This is a genomic window from Mesorhizobium sp. WSM4823 (genome assembly GCF_055811195.1).
This window is the reverse complement of record NZ_JBVVQL010000001.1, coordinates 357086-380421: the sequence shown is the minus strand read 5'-3', so window position 1 is coordinate 380421 and position 23336 is coordinate 357086. Positions and strand designations below refer to the sequence as shown.

The window sequence follows — 23336 nt, the reverse complement described above, 5'->3', positions numbered from 1 at the left end:
GCCTCGCTTTATCCCAGCCACGCAAAGCTTTTTGGCGGCAAGGTAATTTTGACGCATGTTCGCCTTCCTACCTCCTGTTCGGGTGGGCGATTCATGAATCTTGAATAGCTTTCATAGCGAAACCGATTGCCTGGGCTCCGTATCAGCAGTGAATCGGTGCGTGCTCTCGTCCAAATGATAAATTTGCAAACGTTCAGCAGACGACGCTCGCGAGTTAGGGCAGTTTTTATCATGCGGAAAAGATCGAGTATCCCAGGAGGTCGCAGTTTGGCGATTGCCTCGATGGTGTCGTGAACACGATCGTCTGCGCTCGAAAACTCGGGCTCGAAATTCGTTTCCCCGTTACCTATAAAAATCGTATGCCCATGGGATTTGCGTGCAATCTTTCGGTTCTTTGCCTTTTTCTTTAGACGCGACCTTCGGGATCGATCCGTGAAACGTCACCGTTTCGGTCGGTCCAGTCCTATAGGCGACCAGTGATGTTCTCTGGAATTCCCCTTGCTCATCCTCGAACCTATTTGAAGTGTTCCGCCATGACCGCCGCAATTGCTCCATCGGCGGTTGGGAATTCAGTCGGATCCATCATGCACCTGATGCCAACGCGCGTTCCAAATTCTCATACGCCCGGCGATGCCGTTCTTCTGGCATGCGTCCCAGATTGTGCATCTTCCATCGAACGGCGGGCATCTGGTCCACCCCTTCAATGGCAAGCAGGCCCCACTGCGGTCGACGCGCCTTGAACGAAAGCAAGAATTTTCGCTGATCGTCGGTCAATGCCTGATTGAGGCCCGTGATCAGCCGCTCGCGAACGTCGAGCAATTTATCGAGGCTAACCTCGATCTGAGACATGCGCAAAAACTCACCTTGGTAGATCCCGGCAATGTCCTTGCGGGCTGGCTGAAGGAGCTCAGCCATCGTCCTGTTATGGCTGATGAGGTAGACGAGAAAGGTCTTGACCAAATCCTCGGTCAACCCTCCATTCTCGAGCAGCAATTTGACATCGAAGAGATCGCGCGGATGTTGCCGGTCGAGCGCTGCGCAGATTTTTCCGGCATAGAGATCTGGGATCGAAAGAAGCTGCATCTCGACGAAGCCGAATTGCTCTTCGACCGCAGGCGAGACCTCTCGTAGCTCCTCCGGAAATACCGAACCGCGCAGCACGGGCGAGAGTTCGATCTTGATGCGATCGTCGCCTTGGGTCACGAAAAGGCGCAACGCGTCGCGCTGATCTTCATACGATCGGATGATCTCTGTATCGGGCATCGCCTTTGAGATTGCGTCAGCGATGCGTGACAGCGCTTCGGCAACTTTCTTGAGCGCCTGGTCACGCTCATCCATAGGCAGGTAGACAAGATCGATGTCGACGGAGAGCCGCGGCAGATCGCGAATAAAGAGATTGATGGCGGTGCCACCTTTGAGGGCGAAACACGTCTCCGCCGCAACGAGCGGCAAGACACGCGTTAGAAGCCGGACTTGTCTGTAGTAAGGGCTGGCTGTGTCCACATCTCCTCCGGGACCGTTATGCGGTATTTTGTATCGAGTCTGCCGCCTCTGACCAGCACTCTGTTGCCGCTGCCAAGGCCAAGCTCGTCGAGCGCTTCGGGTTTGGGGAGCTTCTTCAGCCATGCGTAGGAATGGCGCTCAGCCATCCAGTAGAACAGTCTGCGTAATTTGACGCTCGTGCATTTGCGCAAGAGCTGCTCCATGTGCTTTGGCGAGAGCGTCGTCATACCCTGTAGAAGTTGGTCGGCATGCTCGAAAGAGATGGCGCCAGGCACGTCCATCAGGACTTCAAGATAAGCCCGCTCGGGCGACGACATGGTAAACGGCCAGGTGCCTGGCCGCTGACCCGGTATATTGCTGTCCACGAGAGATCGCTCGTTTGTGTCGTACTCACGGTTGACCAGACCGGAGCCGCCCAGTGAAGAGAGGCGGTTGTGGCGAACGAATTGGACTGAAGGCAGCGCATCGTGCAACCAGGCCGGCAAAGCGTCTTTGCCGTAAAGATGGACCACACGTTGCCTCGACAGTGGCAGGTAGTGTGCAAATCCTTGCAATTCGAGTGCAGTCAGCCCGCCGACAGTGAGATCCGTGCGGAAGATAGTCTGCAACGCGGCGACGACGCCCTGCCATGTCAGGTGCGTACCGGGGCGTATATAGACACCGGATGCGAGTGGCGTGAGCTGCCTGCTTTTGACCAGATTATCGAGCGCGTGGCGATCGAAGTCTGGGGCCTGCTTCGCCAACCATTGTCTCGTGACCGGTAGCCCCTCGGGCGCCAGGTTTTGTAGCAATTGTCTCCGATCAATGTTCGTTGGCACTTGGTTTATATATTCGATACCATGCGGCGATGATCGCCGCATTCCATGACTCCGATAAACTATCACTTTTAACGTGAATTTGCAATTGTTCAGGAACGCGGCGACGATCGCCGCATTTAAGAGAAAACTCAAACTAGCTTCTGATTTTGCATAGGGCAACTAAACAACTGCATAACGCGGGGGGCGACGCTTACACTTATCGCGGGCACTATCAGTTCGAGTGGGTGAGGCTCCGGTCTGCGTCAGAACGTGCGGAGCTCCAGGCACCCCGAGGTCGGGGTCGAGATGGCGCGGCCACCCCGGACGTCCGACGCTGAATTTGACCACCCCAGAAGCCGCCGTTTGTTCATCGGTGCTACAATTCCGAGCGGAGAGCGCGTCCCGCGAATTACTGAGTTTGCTACCGGACGAACTTTGGGTGGGCGCTCGCGTAAAAGACCTCCTAAAACTTGTCGTCTGAAGCCGGTGAACCATTTTCCGTGTCTAACGGGCAGGCATCGTCCCTAATCGCTTGACCTTCAGACGGGCTCCCGCCAACTTGGCGATCGGGGTGGGAATCTTGACAAGTTCAGCAGTATCTTCAGCGCCTGATGCGTCGCGTCCGCAACTCTTCGGTCAACTCGGCTCGGACATCTTCACGGTGTTCTCTGGCGAGAACCGGCTGCTCTATGAGCGTGCGATCCTCGCCGTCTATGATGACCTCTACCGGTCCGACCTCCTGTTCCCAACCGAGGCGGAGGTTGTCGGCGTGATCTACGACTGCATCACGCGCGAGCCCGGCCTCTGGGCCGAGGACGAGGCCGCCGTCGATCTCGACCGCCTCGTCACGCGGACCGGCCGACGGGTCAAGCGTCGCCGCGTCGCAGGCTCGGACGATCAGGCCACCGGGACCGCGATCAGCCGGTCTCGGCATATCTACAACCGGATGCTGCAGACGGGCTGGCTGGACGAGGCGAGCTATGGCCTCAGGACGACCGTGGAGATGCCGTCCGGCGCGATGCGTCTCGCCGAATTCCTGTGCTCCCTAAAAGAGGGCGGCGCTGAGCAACTCGGTGGCTTGGTGGTGGAGGTGAGAAACGCGATCCGTGCGGTGCGCGAGAAGCCGGCCGAGAATGCCCTCGGCCTCAACAAGGCCGCCCAGGATTCGGCGCGTTTCGGACGGTATCTGAGAAGCGTGCTCGCGGCCCTGCGTGAAGTTGATCGGCAGGTGCTCGTGTCGGAGACGCTTTCCGAGCGGCTGCGGCACTACTTCGAGGACTTCGTCGAGCGGGTGCTCCTGCGCGACTACACGTCCATCTCGACCACCGCGCATCCCTATCGGCATCGGCGGACCATTCTCGCCTCCCTCGACGAGTTGGAGGATTCTGAGATTGACATCGCCGCAGTCGCCCACGCGTATCTTGAAGCCCGGCTCGTTCCCGATGGGCAAGCGGCGCGCGACCTTGTGCAGGAGGATCTGTTTCGGATCCGCCGCGTGTTCGAGCGGATCGAGGAATCTTTCGACGCTATTCAGCAGCACCGGTCCAGGCTCGAGACGCGGCTGCGCAACGTGGTCAGGTATGCGGGGCGCCGGACCAACTTCCTCCAGCGCAGCGAGCATGTAATCCAGGGTCTCGACGACGCTCTTTCACGGGGCGTGGACGATCTTACGGTCCGAGGTTTGATTGAGCCGCGGATGACCGTGGTCGCGCCCGAGCTCCTCGCGAAGCCGCGCGGGGCGCGGCCGGAGATTGCCGACGCCGATCTGGCCCTTCCGCCGCTCGATTCGATACGCGAATTCAGGCGTCAGCTCGAGCGGGAGTACTTGGATCGTCTGACCATCTCTCCGGCAAAGGTTAGTCGTTTCCTCGAAAGGCGGGTACCGCCCTTTGGCGAGACTACGGCGGGCTCAATGAGGGTCGAGACCGTGGACGACTTCCTTGCCTTCGAATCCATTCGAATGATCGTCGCCGGCGGCTTCGGCGCCGCCGCCGACTCCCGGCTAGCTAAGGCGCTCGAGGGCAGGTTCGAGCTCGCGGCGTCCGACGAGGCGGTGTCAAACGAGTGGCTGGACTGCAGCGGCTTTCACGTGAAGCGCCTCGACGATAGCATCACCCTCGAGGTCGGGCATGCTGCTTGAGTTCAACGCGCTCGAAAACTCGAACCCTCGCGGCTTACTAAGGGTCACGCAGCTCATCGCGCATCTGATGCGGAACCAGTTCGTCCACTTGGAGGACCGTGGGGCCGCGACGCTGCTCGAAACGCTGCACCGTCCTGAGCTCGCGAAGCTCGTCGAGGCTTACTTTGACGTCGCTGGCTATCGCCTCGTCCACCGGGAGACCGAAGGCTGGGCGGGGATCCTGCCCGATCCGGAGCGCATGTCGCTACCACGGCTGCGCATCGATGAGACGATCGCCCTACTCGTCATGCGACGACTCTGGGAGGAGGCGCTCCAACTCGGCGAAATCTACACTAACGGAACTGTCCGCACGACGCTCAACGAGGCGTATGCAGCCTATCAGGGCATAGTCGCCGGCAGCCGGCGAGCGGCGCTTGCGCCGAACGAGTTCCGCGACGTGCTCCGGGTGTTCGAACGCAAGGCGATCGTTCGCCTCGGTGAGTTCGACGCGGACGCCCAGGATATGGATCTCGACATTCGCGCGCTCGTCACAAGCGTCGCCGGCGACGACTTCGTCGCGTCGCTCGAGCAGATCCTGTCGCGTCCGGTCACCTCTCCACCTGACGCGGACGATCAGGCCGTAGCGGGGGGCGAGGCATGATGGAACTGCGGCGTATCGTCCTTGTGAACTGGCACATGATGGTGCGGGCCGACCTCGATCTGGCCGGCGATGCGGCCATTCTCGGCCAGAACCGATCCGGCAAGTCTACAATCATCGATCTGATACAGGCGATCATGGCGGGCGGTTCGTCTCGTCTGTACCGGTTCAACCGTTCGGCGGGCGAGAGCAGCGGCCGTTCGGACCGCACCCTCGGGGGCTACTGCCTCGGCCAACTCAGCGAGGACACATTCCTTCGGAACCAAGCGAGGACCTACATCGCGCTTGTCTTCGAGGATCCGGAAAGGCGGCGGATGCCTGTGAGCCTCGGGCTGTCTGTTGAGGCCGCCCGCGGACAACAGACAGAGGTAGTGGGCCGGTTTGTCGCCGAGGGGATCAGCGTCGACACTTCGATGCTGCTGGATATCGGCCAAGAAGCATCCCGGCCGACCGTCTGGTCCATTGTGCGCCGTCGACTCGATCAGGCCTGCGGCGAAGCGGGCGGTCAGCTCCTCACGCCGGACGATGCCAAGACATTCATCCGCGAGTACATGCGCGCGCTGTTCACGGGGCGCCGCGCGTCGGATCCGGAGCGGTTTGTTCGCACTTTCGTGGCCGCGCTCTCCTTCACGGACATCTCGTCTGTCGAACAGTTCGTGCACCGCTACCTGCTCGAGCCTAAACCGATCGACATCGCCGAGCTACGCGATTCTATCCGCCGCTACCGCGAGATCCAGAAGACCATTGCCGACCTCCACCGAAGACTGGAAGCACTTCGCGCAATCCGCGCCCAAATAGCGGAGTTCGACCGACTTCTCGCCGAGGAGCTCACCTGTCGCGCGATCGAGAAGACCGCCATGCTGGTCGAAGGATTCACCAAGCTGTTGACGAACATCAGTGAACACAGGTCGAAGTCGCGCGAGTTGCATGCAGTCATGGAGGAATTCGCGCGGGTAGAGGAGGAGATTGAGCGCGAGACCGAGGCGCTCGCATCCGTCCAGCGACAGATCGCTGCGACCGGCGCGCAGGGACAGCGCGCCATTGTTGAGCAGGAGATTAGGGGGCTGGAACGGGACCATGCTAGCGTCATGGAGCGCCTGTTGGCTCGACATCTCCGCGCTGCGCGCGCGATCCAGCTCCTGGGGCTGCGCGACAAGCTGAGCGTCATAAACCCGGGCGAACTGTTCCGCGCGCTCGAACGCGTCGAGGAGGACAGCCGCGGGCTCGCACCGCCCGATTGGCCACGCGATCCGGCGAAGATGGATGAGCTGCTGGACGCGGTCTCTGAAGCGGCGATCACCCGGACAGAAAAGGCGACCGACCAACGAGATGACGCTATCGTCTGGGTCAAGCAACTTGAGGCCGAGACAGCCGAGGACAGCAAACTGCTTGCCAACGCCAAACGGGGACAAATTACCCTTAATACCGCAACCTCGAAACTTATGGAGGCTCTGCGCCGCGAAGGCATGACGCCACGCACACTCTGCGAGGTCGCCGACGTAATCGACGAACGTTGGCGCAATGCGCTTGAGTCGCTACTCACCCGCGACCGCGAGGCCATTATTGTCGATCCGGAGCATGCCTACCGTGCAACCGAGATCCTGCGGCATGGACGCGACGCCTATCCGGGATGCCGCGTAGCCAACACCCGCAAGCTCCAGTCGAGGCCCACCGTGGCCGAAGGCGGCACGCTAGCTTCGATGATCGGCAGTGACGACAAGCTGGCCATGGCGTTCGTAGTCTTCAGAATAGGCAATGTACGGCTTGCGGAGAACCAAGATGAGCTTCTATCCAGCGGCCGCGCCGTTATGGCTGACGGTGCATATTACGATGGCCTGGTTACTGAGATGCGCCGGCCCGATGGCCTCAAGATTGGGCGGGCTGCGGCACCACTGATGGAGGCCACATTACGGGGGCGGATAGAACAGCGCGCGCAGCTTCTGGGGATTCATCTTGAGAAGAGGCGCTTCTTCGAGGATGCGATCCGGCGGCTCGAGGATTGCAGCAGACCGGTCGACGAAAAGGACAAGTTGGAAGCGCTCGCATTCGCGCTGGGGGATCTGACCGACAGGCGTGCCGACGCGAAGCGACGACTCGATCGGATATCGGCCCAGGTCGACCCTGAACTACTCGACGCCGAGAAGCGGTCGCAGGCATTATTGAACAGTCTCAAGGCAGATCGCGATGAAATGATCGATAGTCGCGCGTCGCTCAGATCGAAGATTGAGGAGGTCAAGGCGAGGCTGGGCGCGGGCGAGCAGAGCGTTGGCTCTTATCTGTGCCTCGCCCATCGCCGTCGACACTTCCGCAGTGTCGTGACCTCCGCGGCACAAATGCGATCGCTTCGCGAGCGATATAGGGGACATTCGGCTAGAAATCCGGCCAGGATTGCTTCCGATATGGAGAAGGCTGCGGACGATGCGAAGCAGGGGCATCGGGAGCTCGGTCACGAGATCCGGGCGGCCCTTGGGAGGTATGCCATCGATTTCCCCGACGCACTCGAGGGCTATGCGGACGTACCGATCATCGGCACGGTGAAACCATGGGTGTCAGGTGGCATTGCGATGCTGGAAGACAACGAACTCATCCGGTACCGCGAGCAAGCTGACGAGGCGGCAGATCGGGTTTCGCGTCTCTTCAAGACAACTTTCGTTCATGAGCTGAACAGCCGCTTCGGGCAGCTTCATTCGGAGATGGAGAAGCTGTCGGCGGCGCTCCGTACACGCCCTCTTCACGGTGAGATCTATCGTCTGGCGGAGCTCGTCAAACCGGAGTTCGACGACCTCTATCATCTCGCCAAGGACAGCGAGACCGACGAGCGCGTGCTGGATGCTCTGTTCGGTCGGGCCGAGCCCCGCGACGAGCGGCACGCGCGGGCGCTCAGGCAGATAGAACAGCTTCTCGCCGACGAGTCCTTCGACTTTACAGTCTTTCAGGACTACCGCAGCTACTTCACCTACGACCTCAGGATGCGCGACATCGCCACCGGGCGGACGACGAGCTTCGACCGCCGACGCGGCGTGGCCAGCGGTGCCGAACGTCAGGTGCCGTTCTACGTCGTCATCGGAGCGGCCCTCGCCAGCGCCTACCACGGCGTCCGCCAGGCGACCGCTCGGAGCGATCTCGGCATTGGGCTTGCCGTGTTCGATGAGGCCTTCAGCAAAATGGATGGCCCCAACCAGCGGACGCTGCTCGAATTCTACCGAGCGATCGGCCTGCAGGTCGTCATCGCCGCGCCGACCGAGAAACGCGCGGTCGTCTACGAGAACCTTGATTATATCATCGACGTATTCCGCAGCGGCGACGTTTCCCTCGCTGAATCCATCCGGATCAAGGACCGCGTCCGCGAGGAGATGCGCGCCATCAATCCGCAGTACGCGACGGATGACGAACTCGCGGAGCGCCTTGGTCTCGATGCGAAGGCGGCCGAATGAGACGGCGCGGGTTTTCGACCGTCATTTCACTCATCGACGATCTGCTCGCGCGGCATGAACGCAATCCCGCTGCGCGAAACCTGATCGCCTCGATCGACAACAATGGCTTCGCCAACATGGACCTGCGGGACACCTTCGACGAGGAACTCGCAGCGCTGGAGCGAGCAGGCGGGATCGAACTGGTCCGAACAGGCCCGAAGATGGAGCGTCGGGTAACCGGTGCAAGGCTGAAGGATGCCGGAGTGCTCTATCGGCAGGTCGGACGGCGGCCGGCTGGCGAACTGGCACACCAAGCCGTTTCAGAACTGCGGTCGCAGCCGGGGCTACCCGCCGGCGCCGCCAACTTGATCGACGACGCCGTTGTGGCCTGGACGCGGGGCGTGTCCCACATCGGAATCCGGAATGGGGACGGGCGAACGCTTGCAAACGTGATCGGCCTCGCCATCGCAGTAAGCGGCCGCATGTCGGGCGATCCGCAAGGGGAGCAGGACTTCCGGACCTTCTCGCGGCTGACGGTGGGTGACAGTAAGGCGCTGGAGAAGAATCTCCGGCAAGTCGCCGCAGCGATGGCGAAGATCTTCGCGAGCACGGAGGAGCAGACTCGCCTCGATCCGGAGGAGCTACTTGCCAGCGCCGGTATCAGGCGCTTGCCGCAACCGATCCTGTTGCACGGTGACGTATCGCTGGACGGGCGGTCCTTTCCGGCAATGCCTTATGTCGGAATACCTACCGACTGCGCCGGCGGGATCGGTCTCCTGACGAACCCAGACTACGTCCTGACGATCGAGAACTTCACGTCATTCGTGCGGCACATCCGGGAGGTCGCACGGTCCGAACGAGCCCTCGTCGTCTATTCCGGTGGCTTCCCCTCGCGACCGACGCTCGCGACGATCGTAAGGCTGGCGGCCCAGGCGCAGGTGCCGACGTTTCACTGGGGAGACATGGACGCCGGAGGCGTCCGCATATTCCAGCACCTCGAAAGACATCTTGCCGACGCCGACATTCCGCTGCGTCCCCATATGATGGACACCGAACTGCTCCGCCGCTTCGGGAGACCCGCGCCGGGCGTGGCCGGTCCTGTCGGCGACATGCACGCAAGCGCGATCGCCGGCTTGGCTGACCTCCTCACCGCGAGTCGTCTCGTGCACGAGCAGGAGGAGTTCGATCCCAGAAGTCCGATCACGGAGCCTCTTGCTGCCGTGGAGCAGAAAGCACCGATGCCCCGACATCCCATGCGGTGACGAACGGCGATCCCGCGATCGGATGGTTCATGCGATCGGTCGGCCGCCCACCATTTCCTTTCCTCGCCGAAGTCGCAGGAACCTTCTCTACTACCCGCTTTCCTTTCGTTGCTATGCTCAAAAGGATTGGTGCTAAAGCGAACTATGCCAAAGCCTCGCCATCGACATCTCCGCGATTTCGAGACCGATCAAGTCCGAAGAGAGCGTGGTATGAGCCGGCCAAAAGCGTGCCAGCTCTGCGCCTCTGAATAGCCATCTAAACGCCCAGCAATATCTCCTGAAACCAGCCGTTCTATTCAGACGAAGATCGAGGAAGAGCGAGCAGGCGGAGAAGGCAGTGAGAGTCGTCAGAGTCTATCAGGTCCCCCAAACTTTGGCCGACGCCACGTCGTAGAAATCAACCTCTAGCGGCCACTTCGTCGTTCTCATATCCGCCAAGGTCTGCGCCCTCGCAATAATCTTCTGATTCCAATCGGCTACGGGATCGCCGTACAGCCCGACGTACAACTTCTTGCACCGTCCACGGCCGATGCGGGTCAGTATGTGATCGTCGTTCTCGGCGAGGGAGTGACCGAAGATGAACAGGCAGTGCGTTCCGGTTTGAACGTTTGCAGTGAACTGCTTGAAGCCTTGATACAGATAAGCGTTGTGACGAATCTTCGCTTTTTTTTGGGCACTTGTTCCCTCAGCGACAAACAGCGGAAAAGAATTATTGGCGAGCGCCTGTCGGGCTTGGTCTATCAGAGGGACGCCCTTCCTGATCCACGTATATTTCAACAGCTCCTTGCCGGAATCGAATAGGTGTAGGGCACCGTGGAGGAACATCACGCTAGCGCTGTGGGCGTTCGTCTCGCCTTGCCATACGACATAGTCGGCGTCAGGAGCGTCCTCGTCGTTGCCAAAGCCGTCATTGGTGACGAGGTTAATCGGCGCGCCGAATGGCATGTCTCCATGCATCAAAGTCCAATAGAGAAGCAGGTCGTAGTTCAGGGTGAAGACACACCCCGCCTTGGCCCCTGAGAGAAAATGGGAGAGGAAAAGGCGGCAGGCCCAAAATTTGTCGTCGGGAATATCCAGCGGAACATGCGGGTGGTTGCCCGCGATGGTCTGCACGAGGATCTCCTTCAGGAGACCGGCATGCTCGAGCATCGTGGCCGTCGCAGTGTCGCCGTGGGACGTATATGCCGGAAGTATCTTTGCAGCGTTTTCCAGAGCGTGGATCGCTGCCTCGAAATCTTGAGTTCCCAAGGCTTTGAAGACAGAAACCACCTCGGGCGCTGTCGAGAAATCAGCTTGCGCGAAGAGAGACCCGTAGTGAAAGATGTCAGCGCGGCAGGCGATGCTGAAACCATTGCCAAGCAGGAGGTGACGTTTCGCAAACTTCTCGGAGTCAACGATCGCGTCGGCGAACGTAGGCAGCGGCATCAAATCCTCCCTCATCAGTCGGGTGCATGACAGATTTCCGTCTTCTCAACCAGTGAATTCAATCGGTCAGCACTCGCGGCGGCGCGACGATTACTAGTCCGAATAGAAATCGGTCAGGGCATCCCGAGGTCCTCCTGTCAAATTGCTCTTAAGGGCCGCCAAGAATCGATCGTCCCCTATCCTTGGAAAGATATGTCCCACTTCGACTCGACTAGGCGCGGCAAGATCGAAGTCAAGGAAGATGCCCCCCCTAGAGAAAGTCAGCGGCCAAATTCATGGCATCTGGACCCGACCCGAAGATTACTCAGGACTGAAGTTTCGGTCGCTGAGGATCAAGCTCGTCGAATAGCCGGACGCGTTCATGGTTGTGCGCTCTCGTTCAGTTGATGAGGTAAATAACCGCCTGCCGCGCGTTGGATCCGACAAATTCGTAGGCGGAGATGCCTCTTTCCTTTTTGAACCGGTGGCTCGCGAAGAAGATGGCAACATCCAATTCGGTCGTCAGATCGAGAGCCGGGGAATACAGGCCGTAGTGCTGAAGGAGGGTGCTCAACGGCCAATCCAGCCGATTGCCGAATTCCATCGTCATACCGGCCCTTTCCGCCCTGTCTTGGCCATGTTCGATGGTGGAGGGTCAGATCAGCGATGGTGTGATGGCGTGCGGGCAGAACGGCGTGGGCTATGGAGGCGCCAGGAGCTGCCCGTCCTATTCCGGCCCGCATCCGTCGGCGGCTGACGACGTTGCAAAATGGGTGCTAATTTCCTCTGCTAGAACGGAATAAAGCGCCCATCTTCGTACACCTGAGGATAATCCGAGTTGACAGGGATGGCCCAGTTCCCGTGCATTCATATAGGCAAGTGGGAGACTCGATGAGCCGCCTTGGGCTGGCTCAACTTCGATCGACAAGCGAAAATTGCCCGGTTCGCCCAAAAATTCAAGCCTATCCAGGTTTTGAATAGCTTTGTTATCCACTTGGTACAGCTGGCCGACGATCTGGTACCCGACACCTGATTCATTGAGCATCATCGGCGCGGACCACGGTCCGGCGAGGAGGAGATGATGATCCCGGGTCCTGTATCCTCACAAAAACTTCGCTCCCACCAGGAAAGCCCTCTTCAGCGTCCCGAAGACAAATAGCTTTTGCACCATAAATGCTGGCTGCTTGCTGGTGCGCCGATTGTTTCATACCCTGAAAGTTGCAGAGCTTCAGAATCTTCGCAATAAGTTCAGCAAGAGGCCGGTTGCTGCAACTTAGTTCGCGATAGCAGACAGTCCCCTCCCGGCCCCGAACGCGACGTCGCTGATCACCAGCTCAGCGAAAAGCCGTCCGCCGACCTGCCGATGGATGCTCTCCTGCCGGAATGCAGCTGTTCACACGTTGCTGCCAGTTTACGCCGAACGAACGAGTCAGGCTGGTTCCCGCTTAACGAAGCTCTTCTTATTTTCCCAACACGATCTCCTCGCTACGAGTTGGCAACTAGGATGTGGCTTTGTGTTTCGAAACCAACACGCCCCGATTACCAGGACCGAGGCAGCGTCTATGAAGAGTGACGCAATCTCGTATGCCCCACGAGGGCTGTCTCGTGAGGAAGCGGCTCGTTACATCGGTGTCGGATCGACGCTTTTTGACGAGATGGTTGCCGATGGGCGGATGCCCCAGCCCAAGCGCATCAACAGCCGCGCTGTCTGGGATCGTGTCGCCCTTGATATTGCTTTCACCTCGTTGCCGGACAAAGATAGCGGCCTTCAAGAGCTGTTGGAACAAAGCAAACGCGACGTAGAAAAAAGATAGCAGCTACGCTTGTTGCGTATACGCTGCAGACGTAGTACGATGACAGCCCGTGCGGAAGGCATGACGTGAGCGAGAATGAGAAACTTGCGCAAGACGTGAAAGCATGGCGCGCCAAGGAAGGGTTCACTGCCGCAGCCGCGGCCAAGGTGCTGGGAATACCGAAGCGCACCTTTGAAGGCATAGAGCAAGGAAGAGGCTTTCCTTACCCGGTGCTCCTGCGCGTTGCCATCAAAAGCAAAACCCGGTCGGTACGGGCAGATCTGAAAGGGTCCTGAAAGGAGCATTTGATGGCTCGCCCATTTAAGGACCCCAGTTACCCTGGGGTATCTTCGCGCCTCAAGAACGGCAAGCTAATCTATCGCTACCGCGCAAAAGGCATGCCCGAAATCCGCCTTCCGGGTAAGCCCGGCGATCCCGAGTTCGAGGCCGCTTACGAGAAGGCCACGCAGGGCCGACACAAGAAGGCAGCTATCATCGATTTGCCCGGTCGGGCATTGCCAAAAACTTTTGGCCATGCCGCGCGCCGGCTTGAAACGACAATGGAGTGGCTCGATTTTGATGAAGCGACGCAGCGGAAGAATGCGCGACTGATTGAGCGTTTTCTCAACCTACGGGTCGATCCAAACTACCCACTCACTTGGCGCGATACTCCGGTGGAACATCTCGACGCGGATCGGCTTCGCGCCATCATCGAAAGCATCTTCAGGAGAAACCGCACAGTCGCCAAACATATGCTGGTTGCCATCAAGAAGCTTGTATGGGTCGCGACCGATGTCGAGAAATGGATAAAGCCGCAGGATGATCCTTCACTGTCAATCCGCGTACGCGTGCCCAAATCGACCAAGAACCCGGCTTGGCCAATTGCGATCCGAGAAAAGTACGAGGAGCGGCATCCGATCGGAACGCCGGCTCGGACGTGCTACGCGCTTGGTTTCTGGCTCGGCAACCGACGAGGCGACATCGCTGACCTTGAATGGGATGATCTCGTGACCGAGGAGATCGAAATGTTCGACGGTTCCTTGGCATTGATCGAGGCGTTCGCCTTCCGACAGAAGAAGAACCGAAACCGTCATGGCGGACGGGAGATGTTTATCCCGGTAGTGGACAAACTGGCGGCTGCGCTAGACCCGCTTGACCGCTCGAAGGGTGGAACCGTCTTGAAGAATGGCTATGGCAACCCGTTTTCAGAAAAAAGCCTGACAGGCATGATGCAGCATTGGGCACGACAGGCCGATATTCCTGACGGGCATACGCTTCACGGCCTGCGCCGTACCTTCGGCACCTACCTCGCTGAATGCAACATCCAGGCCCGGGCCATCATGGACGCCATGGGGCATTCCTCCATGACGGTGACGGATGACTACGTGCGTGAGGCCAACAAGAAGCGGATCGCGGTCGATATTGCTCGCGCGATCAACGAGCGCGAGGCCAAACGCGACGCCATGAATCGACGGGCAAACCTCCGCATCGTCAGATAATCACACCGAGTCGGAACAAACCGGGACCACGGTCCTTGTTTTGGCCCATAATGGACCCAAAACGTTTTGGGCCGAGGGCACTTTTCCGAAATAAAATCAATGGTCATGGTGGGCCCGGAGGGACTCGAACCCCCAACCAAGCGGTTATGAGCCGCCGGCTCTAACCATTGAGCTACAGGCCCCACACGCAGCTGGATTAATGTTTTTCCCGGAACCGCACAAGGCTTTCCGGACGGGGGGCCGAGATCGCCCCAATCAGCCCATATTCGGACATTAGAGCGACGTGCGTCCACTTAGACGCACAAAGTACGCTCTAACGCTTTGAATCTACGCATCGTGCTTTCCGAAATCGATTCCGATTTTCGGGCCGATGCGGTAGTCGACAAGCGCGACTGGATCGCTGACCGAGGAGATTTTTATGACCAGACATCTTTTTCCCTTGGCGCTCGCCGCCGCAATCGCTTTTCCGGCGATGGCCGGCGCGGCCGATTCGCCGCCCCCGCCCCGCATCGTCGTCACCGGCGAAGGCGAAGCGACCGCGGCCCCGGATCTGGCGCTGCTGACGCTCAGCGTCATGCGCGAGGCCAAGACCGCGCGTGCCGCGCTCGATGCCAACAACGACGCCATGGCCTCCGTGATCGCCGCCATGAAGTCGGCTGGCATCAAGGAGCGCGACCTGCAGACGGCCGGTATCCAGATCAGCCCCCGCTACAACTACACCAACAAGCCGGACGGCAGCCAGGAAGCCGAACTCATTGCCTACCAGGTGACCAACACGCTTTCGGTTCGTATCCGCGACATCGATAAAACAGGCGAGATTCTCGACAAGGCTGTGTCGCTTGGCGTCAACCAGGGCGGCGGCATTTCGTTTTCCAACGAAAATCCGGCGGCAACTGTCACCGAAGCCCGCAAGAAGGCCGTCGCCGACGCCATGGCCAAGGCCAAGACGCTGGCTGAAGCCGCCGGCGTCGGGATCGGACGGGTGCTGGAAATCACCGACCAGAACGTCGCGCCGCCACCGATACCGATGAACGCCAAGTCCTTCGACGCGGCCCGCGCATCGGTTCCGGTGGAGGCCGGCGAGAATTCCTACACGGTGCAGGTTACTGTCACTTTCGAGTTGAAGTGACCGCCGCCTGAACGCTCCGACCCGCGGTTCGGTGCTGTTGAAGCGCGGGCGACCGGCAATATCGATCTTGCTGCATCAAAAACCCCGGAGGACCGATCCTCCGGGGTTTTTTCGAGCCGCACCCTTCCGTCCTGGCGGAAAGGGGCTCCGCTACCCCAGACCGATCTTCATAGAAGGTCGTGTCTCCAGACCGACCTCCGCAGAAGGTCGTGTCTCCGGACTGACTTTCCTAAAGTCATGTCCCGGACTGACTTTCCTAAAGTCATGTCCCGGACTGACTTTCCTAAAGTCATGTCCCGGACTGACTTTCCCTCAAGTCATGTCCCAGACTGACTTTCCTAAAGTCATGTCCCGGACTGACTTTCCCTAAAGATCATGTCCCGGACTGACCTTCACCGAAGGTCATGTCCCAAGCTGATCTTCGCAGAAGATCATGCTTTCCGGCCGTAGGCGACGTGCCGCCTGCGTCAGCGACGCAGGATCGGGCAGCCGCGCTCGTTGCCGAACACGACCAGCACGCGATCGCCATATTGGCGGCCCGCGACCTTGACCGTGCGGCGGTTGATATCGACGATGCGGGCGCGGCGCAGGCCCATGCGCTCCGCCTTGCCAAGTGCCCGATCCGGCGAGCAGGACCGGCGCCAGTCGCGGTCGCGACGATGGCCGCGGCGGTAGCCGTCATCGTCTCCAGTGTAGACGCCGACGCGAGGATCGTTGTCGTTGCCGAAGCCGAGATAGATGCTGTCTGCATGAGCGGGGACGGCGGCAAGTGTGCCGAGGCTGACAAGGGCCGAAAGCGTCACCATCTTGATTGTGTTGAACATTGTCTTCTCTCCTTGTTGAGGGCTTCCGCCCGTCTTGATCGAACCAATTAGTCTTAATCAACCAATGGGAGGAGAATGCGCCTGCGTATCTGAACTTTTCACGAACCAGCCGTTCATTTCCGGTTCAGGTGCAGGGCAGGAGATCATCGCAGTCCTTCGCCTCCCGCGACCGGTTCCCGATACTCTGGACAGAAACGCCGGTTTGCCGCCGGTTCCGGCCGCGATCGTAATGCATATCGCCCAAAAGCGCGCAGCGATTTTTGGGACGACGCCTTACAAAAACTTAAGGCGGGTCGCATGAATCCTCCCGACGCGGCGCGCTTTAAGGCTCGTCGTCCAGCATGTGCTCGAAATAATCGTCCGGCTCGGCAAGATCGGTCTCGCTGGCGCTGACCCGGCCGCGCATCGAGATGCCGGCCTCATGCACCGTCTCGGCACTTCCCGACACCAGCCTGTGCCACCAGTAAAGATCGTGTCCCTCGGCGACCAGCCGGTAGGCGCATGTCTTGGGCAGCCAGCTGATCGTGCGCACATTCTGCGGCGTCAGCCCGACACAGTCAGGGACGCGCGCCAGCCGGTTGACATAGTCAGAACAGCGGCAAGTTCCGGCATCGAACAGCCGGCAGCCGACGCTCGTCCAGTAGATCTCGCCGGTGTCCTCGTCCTCGAGTTTCGACAGGCAGCATTTGCCGCAGCCGTCGCAAAGCGATTCCCACTCGGCCGGGGTCATCGCTTCGAGCGACTTGGTTTTCCAGAACGGCGTTTCCATCGATGGGATGTGGCCCCCGCTGGCGTCAAGGTCAAGCGCGGCAACACTGCAAACCCGGCCGGAACTGTAGCCAAGCACCATAGGAATGACACGAAGTGGCCTTCAAAACGCCGGCCAATCGCCCTTCGTGGCCGTTAATGCCCGTTAACCGGAACCAATCCGGTTGATGAACAGTTTGGGCCGGGATGGGACGCCAAAAGGAGGATTTCTAATGAAACGCCAACCACGGATTCTGGCAGGCACGGCACTTGGCCTGTTGATGGCGTCCGCGCCGTTGGGCGCATTCCCGCTGCAGGGCAGCGCCGCGTTCGGCCCGCCGCAGCGTACGGTAGCGCCGTTGATCCTGGCGCAATCGAATTGCCCCGAAGGCGAGTCGGCGGAAGGCTGCGCACAGCAGGCAGAACCGGAACAGAGGCCGCGCAAGGAGCGCAAACAGCAACGGCAGAGGGAATCGGCTCCCGCGGAGCAGGCGGCGCCTTCCGGTGACGAGCAACAGGGCAATCAACGCAGAAAGAGGCGCGAGCAGCAACAGCAAACCGAAGCCGCACCCGCCGAGCGATCCGCCGAGCAGGCCGAACCTGGGAGCGACGAACAGCCCCAGCCGCGCAGAAAGAAGCGCGACCGGCAGCAGCAGACTGAAGCCGCACCCGCCGAACGGTCTGCCGAGCAGGGCGAACCTGGGAGCGACGAACAGCCCCAGCCGCGTAGAAAGAAGCGCGATCGGCAGCAGCAGAATGAGGCCGCACCCGCCGACCAGCCCACTGAGCAGGCGGCGCCAGCAAGCGACGAGCAACCCAAGCCGCGTAGAAAGAAGCGCGATCAGCAACAGCAGATCGAGGCAGCACCCGCCGAAGAGCCAGCCGGACAGACGAAGCCTCGCGAGAAGGCCGCACCTGCCAATGACAACGAGCCGGTCACGCCGCGCAGGAAGAAGCGGGACCAGGATCAACAGATCGAGGCCGCACCATCCGAACAGCCGGCCAAGAGGGGAAAACCCGCCCGTGAGGTTGACCCGCAGGCAGAGCCGCTTCCCACTCCAACCGACCGGCAAGCGGCTCCTGCCGAGGGCGAACAGCCTTTGGACCAGGCAAGAAAGCGTGGCCAGAAGCCTGCCGGCGAACAGCCGGTGACAGGGGAGCAGCCCTCAACCGGCGAGCAGCCCGCCGAGGGAGAACAGGCCGCGCCGGCCGAAGGGGAAGGTCCGGCCCAGGGCGAGGCTCCCGTGTTCGACAGCCAGAAAGATGCCGTGCGCAAGCGCCGGGGCGGCAGGGACAACGCGCAAGAGACCGGCGGCCAGGACGCGGGCGATCAGCCCACCCAGCAGAACGGGGAACAGGCGGAAGCCCCGAAGCCGGCTCCGGTCGACCAGGGACCGCCGCCCACTGACGACAGGGCGGCCCAGCAAGCGATCAAGCTTGAGAGGATGGTTCCGGTAACGGAGGAAAAGGGCAAACGCGTTGAGCGTGCACCCGACGACGAGGACATCCGCCGCCGTCCGCGCCCGCGAGGGGTCGACGTCGTCAGGGAACTCGGCGATCGCGTTATCCTCCAGTTCAACAACCAGACGATCGTCGAGAGCAATGATGCCCCGCGCATGCACCGTGGTGCCAGGAACGTCTATTATGAGGACCTGTCGGGCGATCGCACTCGGGAAATCGTCGAGCGAGACAACGGTGTCCAGATCGTCACCATCCGCAATCGCTACGGCGATGTCATCCAGCGTTCACGCATTGCGCCCGACGGACGCGAATATGTGCTGAGCTATGTCGACGAGCGGTACTATGATGACGAAAGCGACTGGCGCGATCCGGGTGACGACCTGCCGCCGATTCAGATCGACATTCCGCGCGAGGAGTACATTCTGGATTCCGAAGAGGTCGAGGATCCGAACGACTATTACACCTTCCTCGAACAGCCGCCGGTGGAGAGGGTCCAGCGCCTCTACTCGATCGACGAGGTCAAGCGCTCGGCCCGCGTGCGCGACATCGCCCGCCGCATCGACCTGGACACGCTGAACTTCGAATTCGGTTCGGCTTCGATCCCCGACTCGGAAGTGCAGAAACTGGAAGGCGTCGCCAGCGCCATGGAGAAGCTGCTCGAGAAGAACCCGGCGGAAACCTTCCTGATCGAAGGCCATACCGATGCCGTCGGCAGGCCGGAGGCGAACCTCGCTCTATCCGACCGTCGCGCGGAGGCGGTCGCCGAAGCCTTGACCAATGCCTTCAGCATCCCGCCGGAGAACCTGACGACACAGGGGTATGGCGAGGAGTATCTCAAGGTCAACACGTCGGAGCCTGAGCGCGAGAACCGGCGCGTCGCCATCCGCCGCATCACCTCGTTGGTGGCGCCGGTCGCCAGTGCGAATTAACTCGCAATTCCAGAAACCTGAACTGGTTTCTGGAATCTATGAGGGAAGACTTAGCCCATCCCGGCTTCACCGGGATGGGCTAAGTCCAGCAATGAGCCGAGGTTGAAGGCGAATGTACGTCACTATTTAACCAGGCATTGAATCGCGGGATCGTCCACCCCAGATTCTGGTTAGGGCTTCCCTGCCCTGTCCCGACTCCAGCGGGACACAAGAGCCCCGCCGGTACCCCCCTCGCCGGCGGGGTTTTTTGCCGGCTTTGTTGGAGAACCGAAAAGCCAAGCAGGCTGAGGAGTGAGAACGGCGTCCGGTGCCCGTCAGTAGATACTTTTGATGTTGGTTTCCGAATTTGCAAACACCTCGTCGGGCACGAAGAAGTCACCGGCGAGCGGACCTGTCGCATCAGGCGCATAGATCGAAAAATCGCTGACGCCCTCGGCGCGCAGCACCTCCTCGTCGATATAGAAATTGCCGGTCGCTTCGCGCGACGGTCTGAGCAGGATCGCATGGGCGGCATCGGCCATAATCTCGGGCGAACGGCTCATCGCCGCCACCGTCGCCCCACCCAGGAGATTGCGCACCGCTGCCGTATCGATCGTCGAGATCGGCCACAGCGAATTGACAGCGATGCCGTCCCTGGCGAACTCCGCGCTCATGCCCAGCGTGCACATCGAAATGCCGAACTTGGCCATCGTGTAGGCGACATGACTCTTGAACCATTTGGCCTTCATGTCGAGCGGCGGCGCCAGATTCAAGATGTGAGGGTTGTCAGCCAACTTCAGGTGCGGAATGCACATTTTGGAAACCAGGAATGTGCCGCGCGTGTTGATCTGGTGCATCAGATCGTAACGCTTCATGTCGGTTTCCAGCGTGCCGGTGAGTTGGATGGCGCTGGCATTGTTGATGCAGATGTCGATGCCGCCGAATTTTTCGACGGTCCGGGCGACCGCATCGGCCACCTGCTCCTCCTCGCGTATGTCGCATAAGGCCGGCAATGCCTTGCCGCCGGCCTGCTCGATCTCTTGCGCCGCTGTGTAGATCGTGCCCGGCAGCTTTGGATGCGGCTCGGCGGTCTTGGCCGCGATCGTCACATTGGCGCCGTCGCGCGCGGCGCGCAGCGCGATCGCCAGGCCGATGCCACGCGACCCGCCGGAGATGAACAGGGTTTTTCCCTTGAGCGACATGTCTTCCGCCTTCCTTGCAAATCTGTTGTCGCGATCCTTGCCCGCGTCGTCGCAGGATACAAGAGCGGGGAGCATCGAGGGATGGTGACGCTGCGGAGGCGCGAATCTGTGGACTTAATAGCGGAGTAGTATATATTCTGTAAAAAGAGGCGGAATATAGAATGGGCCTGTCGATCAAGAACACGGAAGTCGAGCAATTGGCGCGGGAACTTGCCCGCCGCCGTCGCGTGTCGGTGACGGAAGCGATCCGCCAAAGCCTCGAGCGCGAAGTTGCGCGCGAGCGGCTTGTACCGCGCGACGAGGCCGACGACCTTTTTCAGCGCCTGATGGCGATCGCCGAAAGAGCCGCGCAGATACCGAAACGCCAAGACGCGATGACCGATGACGAAATCCTCGGCTACGACGAACTTGGAATCCCGACGCGATGATCATCGACTCCTCTGCCCTTGTCGCTATTTTGCGCACGGAACCAGGCTATGATCGTTTCGTTCTGGCGATCGCCCAAGCTGAAAGACGGCTGCTCGCTGCACCGACCCTGCTTGAGACGACGATGGTGCTGGTCGGCCGCTGGCAAGACCAGATCGTCGACCGCTTCGAAGCCTTTTTGCGCACCGCCTCGATCGAGACGATCCCGTTCACGGCTGACCACGCCGCTGTGGCCCGTCAAGCTTTCCTGCGCTATGGCAAGGGCCGGCATCCGGCCGCTCTCAACTTCGGCGATTGCATCTCCTATGCCACGGCCCGTCTCGAAGCCATGCCGCTGCTGTTCAAGGGCGACGATTTCCGGCTGACGGATATCGAACCGGCTGTGTAGTCCACCGTCACACCAGCACCAGGCCTTGCCGCATGGCGATGGCGATCGCGTCGGTGCGGTTGGCCGCGCCTAGCTTGATCAGGATCGCCGCGACGTGGAACTTCGCCGTGTGTACGGAAATATTCAGCCGCCGCGCGATCACCTTGTTGGGCGCGCCTTCGGCTAATAGCGCCAGTACTTCGCTCTCGCGCGGCGAAAGCGCCGGCCTCGCGGTCTCATCGTCGACCGGCTCCTCGTCCAGCGGGTCGCCGTCATGGAAGGCGAAATCATCATCATGCCGGCCAGATACGCGGCGGCCGCCTGAAATCCTGTAACCTGCCGCGGCAAGCCGGACGGCAGCGGCGATCAACAGGTCGTCAGCCGCCGCCGGCAGGACGGCGAAAAGATTGTCGTCTGGCGGCTCGTGGCCGGTCCGCCGGGACAGCAGCACCCGAGGTATGGCGGGATCGATGGCCGTGCCTTGCAGGTTCCGCTCGTCGACTATGGCGACGTCCGCCCGCTCGCCGCCATCGCTGCTGCCGGCCGTAACAGGCAGCAGATCCCCGCTCGCGGCGAGCGCGGAAGACAGGTGCTCGGCATGCGCCGCATCGCCAAGCGCGATCAGCACGGTTAGCCGCCGCTCCGCCACCACGGCATCCGCGGTCCTGTCGCTTATGATCGCCTCAACAGCCACCGATTCTCTCAGCTCAGCGGCTTTTCGCCGATGGTCAGCACGACATCGCGCTGCTCGCCGCCGCGTACCACACCGAGCGTCACCGACGCGCCGGCACTGTCCGGCCCGAGCCTGCGGATCAGCTCGCGCGGACCATGCACGGCCTCGCCGTTCCACGACACGATAATGTCGCCGAGATGCAGGCCGGCCGCTTTTGCAGGACCATTGTCGTCGAGGCTCATCACCATGGCGCCATGCGAGTCGCCGTTGCGGATCGGGTGCAGACCGGCGCCGAGGTAGCCGCGCGCGACATGGCCCTTCTCGCGCAGCGTCGCCACTGCCCGTTCGATCGTCTCGTAAGGCATGACCAGCGCCCGCCGGCGCGGCCCGAACAGGAGCATGCCGATCAGTGCCCCCTTGGCGTCGAGCACTGGGCCACCCTCGAAACGGCCACCGGCATTGACGGCAAGATTGATGCGCCGGTCGATCGTGCCCCCGCGCATCGAGCGCCAGGCCGGACCGACCTCACCCACGGTACCAAATGTGGCGAGCCACGCTCCGTCGCTATTGCCGGCGACGATGGCCAGATTGCCCGGCCGCACCGTACCTGCCTTGGTCAGCGTCGGCACGTCCGGCGCACTGGCCGGCTTCAAAAGGGCGGTACCCGTGGAGGGATCACGACCGACCAGCTCAGCCTTCACCTTGTCGCCCGAAGATAGCATCAGCTCGATTTCCTCGCCGGCCTCCATCGCCTCCTCGGCAGTGACGTAATAGCCGTCGCGCCAATGGAAGGCGGTCGCGGTGCGATGCTGATGCGCAGCAAAGCTCGCCGTTGCCGGCGCCGCAGCCGCAGCGATATCAGCGATGGCGTCGGAAAATGCGCTCAGATTGAAGTCGCTCATGATTGTCTCCTGGGTTTTTATCGCATCGGCCGAACATCGGATCGGTTTCGCAAAGCACGATGCGAGAACTCAAAGTCTTGGAGTGTCCAATGGACGCTCGTCGCTCTAACCCAGATATCGCCCGGCAGCGCGTGCGCGGGTACTCGCCTGACGGCTAGTTGCGCGTTGGACTGGCCATCTGGTCAGGTCGCGGCCGATCCGGCCGCTCCGCACATATAGGCATCCTTCATCTTGCTCTAAAGACACGGA

At 60.7% G+C, this 23336-nt stretch carries 21 protein-coding genes and 1 tRNA gene; 11 read left to right on the top strand and 11 right to left on the bottom strand.

The window, feature by feature from the left end:
* Nucleotides 1-582 precede the first annotated feature (582 nt).
* Nucleotides 583-1503, bottom strand: a complete 921-nt coding sequence (locus AC0L26_RS01860; RefSeq protein ID WP_473630988.1) for a nucleotidyl transferase AbiEii/AbiGii toxin family protein — start codon at nucleotides 1501-1503, stop codon at nucleotides 583-585.
* Nucleotides 1461-2453: a type IV toxin-antitoxin system AbiEi family antitoxin domain-containing protein gene (locus tag AC0L26_RS01855; protein ID WP_473630987.1), complete on the bottom strand. Its 993-nt coding sequence runs from the start codon at nucleotides 2451-2453 to the stop codon at nucleotides 1461-1463. Before AC0L26_RS01855 ends, AC0L26_RS01860 begins: the two co-directional genes overlap by 43 nt.
* A 427-nt stretch (nucleotides 2454-2880) precedes the next feature.
* On the opposite strand from AC0L26_RS01855, the gene AC0L26_RS01850 reads away from it, so the two are divergent.
* The 4 genes from AC0L26_RS01850 to AC0L26_RS01835 are packed head-to-tail and all read left to right on the top strand — an operon-like array spanning nucleotide 2881 to nucleotide 9752.
* Nucleotides 2881-4440: a Wadjet anti-phage system protein JetA family protein gene (locus AC0L26_RS01850; protein ID WP_473630986.1), complete on the top strand. Its 1560-nt coding sequence runs from the start codon at nucleotides 2881-2883 to the stop codon at nucleotides 4438-4440.
* Entirely contained in the window at nucleotides 4430-5080 is a 651-nt protein-coding gene (locus AC0L26_RS01845; RefSeq protein WP_473630985.1) for a DUF4194 domain-containing protein, read from the top strand. The genes AC0L26_RS01850 and AC0L26_RS01845 overlap by 11 nt, the downstream gene beginning before the upstream one ends.
* A complete protein-coding gene (locus tag AC0L26_RS01840; protein ID WP_473630984.1) occupies nucleotides 5077-8511 on the top strand; it encodes an SbcC/MukB-like Walker B domain-containing protein in 3435 nt (1144 codons plus the stop codon). The genes AC0L26_RS01845 and AC0L26_RS01840 overlap by 4 nt, the downstream gene beginning before the upstream one ends.
* Complete coding sequence (locus tag AC0L26_RS01835) at nucleotides 8508-9752, top strand: Wadjet anti-phage system protein JetD domain-containing protein (RefSeq protein ID WP_473630983.1); 1245 nt, start codon at nucleotides 8508-8510, stop codon at nucleotides 9750-9752. The genes AC0L26_RS01840 and AC0L26_RS01835 overlap by 4 nt, the downstream gene beginning before the upstream one ends.
* 357 nt (nucleotides 9753-10109) lie before the next feature.
* Here AC0L26_RS01835 and AC0L26_RS01830 read toward each other — a convergent pair whose 3' ends face one another.
* From AC0L26_RS01830 to AC0L26_RS01820, 3 genes are all read right to left on the bottom strand, one after another.
* Nucleotides 10110-11177 carry a DUF4917 family protein gene (locus AC0L26_RS01830; protein WP_473630982.1) on the bottom strand — a complete coding sequence of 356 codons (1068 nt, stop codon included), beginning with the start codon at nucleotides 11175-11177 and terminating at the stop codon, nucleotides 10110-10112.
* Nucleotides 11178-11556: 379 nt separating this feature from the next.
* Nucleotides 11557-11766: an FRG domain-containing protein gene (locus AC0L26_RS01825; protein ID WP_473630981.1), complete on the bottom strand. Its 210-nt coding sequence runs from the start codon at nucleotides 11764-11766 to the stop codon at nucleotides 11557-11559.
* 117 nt (nucleotides 11767-11883) lie between these two features.
* Nucleotides 11884-12204 (bottom strand): hypothetical protein, encoded by a 321-nt coding sequence (locus AC0L26_RS01820; protein ID WP_473630980.1) that lies wholly within the window; start codon nucleotides 12202-12204, stop codon nucleotides 11884-11886.
* Nucleotides 12205-12718: 514 nt separating this feature from the next.
* Between AC0L26_RS01820 and AC0L26_RS01815 the strand changes: the two genes are divergently transcribed.
* The 3 genes from AC0L26_RS01815 (at nucleotide 12719) to AC0L26_RS01805 (ending at nucleotide 14448) form a co-directional block, all read left to right on the top strand.
* Nucleotides 12719-12970, top strand: coding sequence for a helix-turn-helix transcriptional regulator (locus tag AC0L26_RS01815; RefSeq protein ID WP_473630979.1), 252 nt, complete (start codon nucleotides 12719-12721; stop codon nucleotides 12968-12970).
* 65 nt (nucleotides 12971-13035) lie between these two features.
* Nucleotides 13036-13245, top strand: coding sequence for a helix-turn-helix domain-containing protein (locus AC0L26_RS01810; RefSeq protein ID WP_473630978.1), 210 nt, complete (start codon nucleotides 13036-13038; stop codon nucleotides 13243-13245).
* A 12-nt stretch (nucleotides 13246-13257) separates the two neighbouring features.
* Nucleotides 13258-14448, top strand: a complete 1191-nt coding sequence (locus AC0L26_RS01805) for a tyrosine-type recombinase/integrase (protein ID WP_473630977.1) — start codon at nucleotides 13258-13260, stop codon at nucleotides 14446-14448.
* A 106-nt stretch (nucleotides 14449-14554) separates the two neighbouring features.
* Here the strand turns inward: AC0L26_RS01805 and AC0L26_RS01800 are convergent.
* Nucleotides 14555-14630: transfer RNA gene (locus tag AC0L26_RS01800), tRNA-Ile, on the bottom strand.
* Nucleotides 14631-14866: 236 nt separating this feature from the next.
* Between AC0L26_RS01800 and AC0L26_RS01795 the strand changes: the two genes are divergently transcribed.
* Nucleotides 14867-15577 carry an SIMPL domain-containing protein gene (locus AC0L26_RS01795; protein ID WP_473630976.1) on the top strand — a complete coding sequence of 237 codons (711 nt, stop codon included), beginning with the start codon at nucleotides 14867-14869 and terminating at the stop codon, nucleotides 15575-15577.
* A 467-nt stretch (nucleotides 15578-16044) separates the two neighbouring features.
* Here the strand turns inward: AC0L26_RS01795 and AC0L26_RS01790 are convergent, their stop codons facing one another.
* Both AC0L26_RS01790 and AC0L26_RS01785 read right to left on the bottom strand, forming a co-directional pair.
* Nucleotides 16045-16401 (bottom strand): hypothetical protein, encoded by a 357-nt coding sequence (locus AC0L26_RS01790; protein WP_473630975.1) that lies wholly within the window; start codon nucleotides 16399-16401, stop codon nucleotides 16045-16047.
* A 322-nt stretch (nucleotides 16402-16723) separates the two neighbouring features.
* Nucleotides 16724-17170, bottom strand: a complete 447-nt coding sequence (locus AC0L26_RS01785; protein ID WP_352930862.1) for a YcgN family cysteine cluster protein — start codon at nucleotides 17168-17170, stop codon at nucleotides 16724-16726.
* Nucleotides 17171-17381: 211 nt separating this feature from the next.
* Between AC0L26_RS01785 and AC0L26_RS01780 the strand changes: the two genes are divergently transcribed.
* The gene (locus AC0L26_RS01780; RefSeq protein ID WP_473630974.1) at nucleotides 17382-19538 is read left to right on the top strand and encodes an OmpA family protein; all 2157 of its coding nucleotides are present in this window, start codon (nucleotides 17382-17384) and stop codon (nucleotides 19536-19538) included.
* Nucleotides 19539-19852: 314 nt separating this feature from the next.
* Here the strand turns inward: AC0L26_RS01780 and AC0L26_RS01775 are convergent, their stop codons facing one another.
* Nucleotides 19853-20719 carry an SDR family oxidoreductase gene (locus AC0L26_RS01775; RefSeq protein ID WP_473630973.1) on the bottom strand — a complete coding sequence of 289 codons (867 nt, stop codon included), beginning with the start codon at nucleotides 20717-20719 and terminating at the stop codon, nucleotides 19853-19855.
* 161 nt (nucleotides 20720-20880) lie between these two features.
* Between AC0L26_RS01775 and AC0L26_RS01770 the strand changes: the two genes are divergently transcribed.
* Both AC0L26_RS01770 and AC0L26_RS01765 read left to right on the top strand, forming a co-directional pair.
* The gene (locus tag AC0L26_RS01770) at nucleotides 20881-21147 is read left to right on the top strand and encodes a type II toxin-antitoxin system VapB family antitoxin (RefSeq protein ID WP_473630972.1); all 267 of its coding nucleotides are present in this window, start codon (nucleotides 20881-20883) and stop codon (nucleotides 21145-21147) included.
* Nucleotides 21144-21533, top strand: coding sequence for a type II toxin-antitoxin system VapC family toxin (locus AC0L26_RS01765; protein ID WP_473630971.1), 390 nt, complete (start codon nucleotides 21144-21146; stop codon nucleotides 21531-21533). The genes AC0L26_RS01770 and AC0L26_RS01765 overlap by 4 nt, the downstream gene beginning before the upstream one ends.
* Nucleotides 21534-21540: 7 nt before the next feature.
* Here the strand turns inward: AC0L26_RS01765 and AC0L26_RS01760 are convergent, their stop codons facing one another.
* Complete coding sequence (locus AC0L26_RS01760; RefSeq protein WP_473630970.1) at nucleotides 21541-22206, bottom strand: response regulator transcription factor; 666 nt, start codon at nucleotides 22204-22206, stop codon at nucleotides 21541-21543.
* Nucleotides 22207-22214: 8 nt separating this feature from the next.
* Nucleotides 22215-23087: a S1C family serine protease gene (locus tag AC0L26_RS01755; RefSeq protein WP_473630969.1), complete on the bottom strand. Its 873-nt coding sequence runs from the start codon at nucleotides 23085-23087 to the stop codon at nucleotides 22215-22217.
* Nucleotides 23088-23336 lie beyond the last annotated feature (249 nt).

Bases quoted from the DNA above. Each gene is read 5' to 3' on its own strand.
- AC0L26_RS01790 (WP_473630975.1), bottom strand. From the start codon at position 16,401: ATGTTCAACACAATCAAGATGGTGACGCTTTCGGCCCTTGTCAGCCTC.
- AC0L26_RS01825 (WP_473630981.1), bottom strand. From the start codon at position 11,766: ATGACGATGGAATTCGGCAATCGGCTGGATTGGCCGTTGAGCACCCTC.
- AC0L26_RS01765 (WP_473630971.1), top strand. From the start codon at position 21,144: ATGATCATCGACTCCTCTGCCCTTGTCGCTATTTTGCGCACGGAACCA.
- AC0L26_RS01780 (WP_473630974.1), top strand. From the start codon at position 17,382: ATGAAACGCCAACCACGGATTCTGGCAGGCACGGCACTTGGCCTGTTG.
- AC0L26_RS01775 (WP_473630973.1), bottom strand. From the start codon at position 20,719: ATGTCGCTCAAGGGAAAAACCCTGTTCATCTCCGGCGGGTCGCGTGGC.
- AC0L26_RS01835 (WP_473630983.1), top strand. From the start codon at position 8,508: ATGAGACGGCGCGGGTTTTCGACCGTCATTTCACTCATCGACGATCTG.
- AC0L26_RS01830 (WP_473630982.1), bottom strand. From the start codon at position 11,177: ATGCCGCTGCCTACGTTCGCCGACGCGATCGTTGACTCCGAGAAGTTT.
- AC0L26_RS01815 (WP_473630979.1), top strand. From the start codon at position 12,719: ATGAAGAGTGACGCAATCTCGTATGCCCCACGAGGGCTGTCTCGTGAG.
- AC0L26_RS01795 (WP_473630976.1), top strand. From the start codon at position 14,867: ATGACCAGACATCTTTTTCCCTTGGCGCTCGCCGCCGCAATCGCTTTT.
- AC0L26_RS01755 (WP_473630969.1), bottom strand. From the start codon at position 23,087: ATGAGCGACTTCAATCTGAGCGCATTTTCCGACGCCATCGCTGATATC.
- AC0L26_RS01845 (WP_473630985.1), top strand. From the start codon at position 4,430: ATGCTGCTTGAGTTCAACGCGCTCGAAAACTCGAACCCTCGCGGCTTA.
- AC0L26_RS01840 (WP_473630984.1), top strand. From the start codon at position 5,077: ATGATGGAACTGCGGCGTATCGTCCTTGTGAACTGGCACATGATGGTG.
- AC0L26_RS01785 (WP_352930862.1), bottom strand. From the start codon at position 17,170: ATGGAAACGCCGTTCTGGAAAACCAAGTCGCTCGAAGCGATGACCCCG.
- AC0L26_RS01820 (WP_473630980.1), bottom strand. From the start codon at position 12,204: ATGATGCTCAATGAATCAGGTGTCGGGTACCAGATCGTCGGCCAGCTG.
- AC0L26_RS01805 (WP_473630977.1), top strand. From the start codon at position 13,258: ATGGCTCGCCCATTTAAGGACCCCAGTTACCCTGGGGTATCTTCGCGC.
- AC0L26_RS01770 (WP_473630972.1), top strand. From the start codon at position 20,881: ATGGGCCTGTCGATCAAGAACACGGAAGTCGAGCAATTGGCGCGGGAA.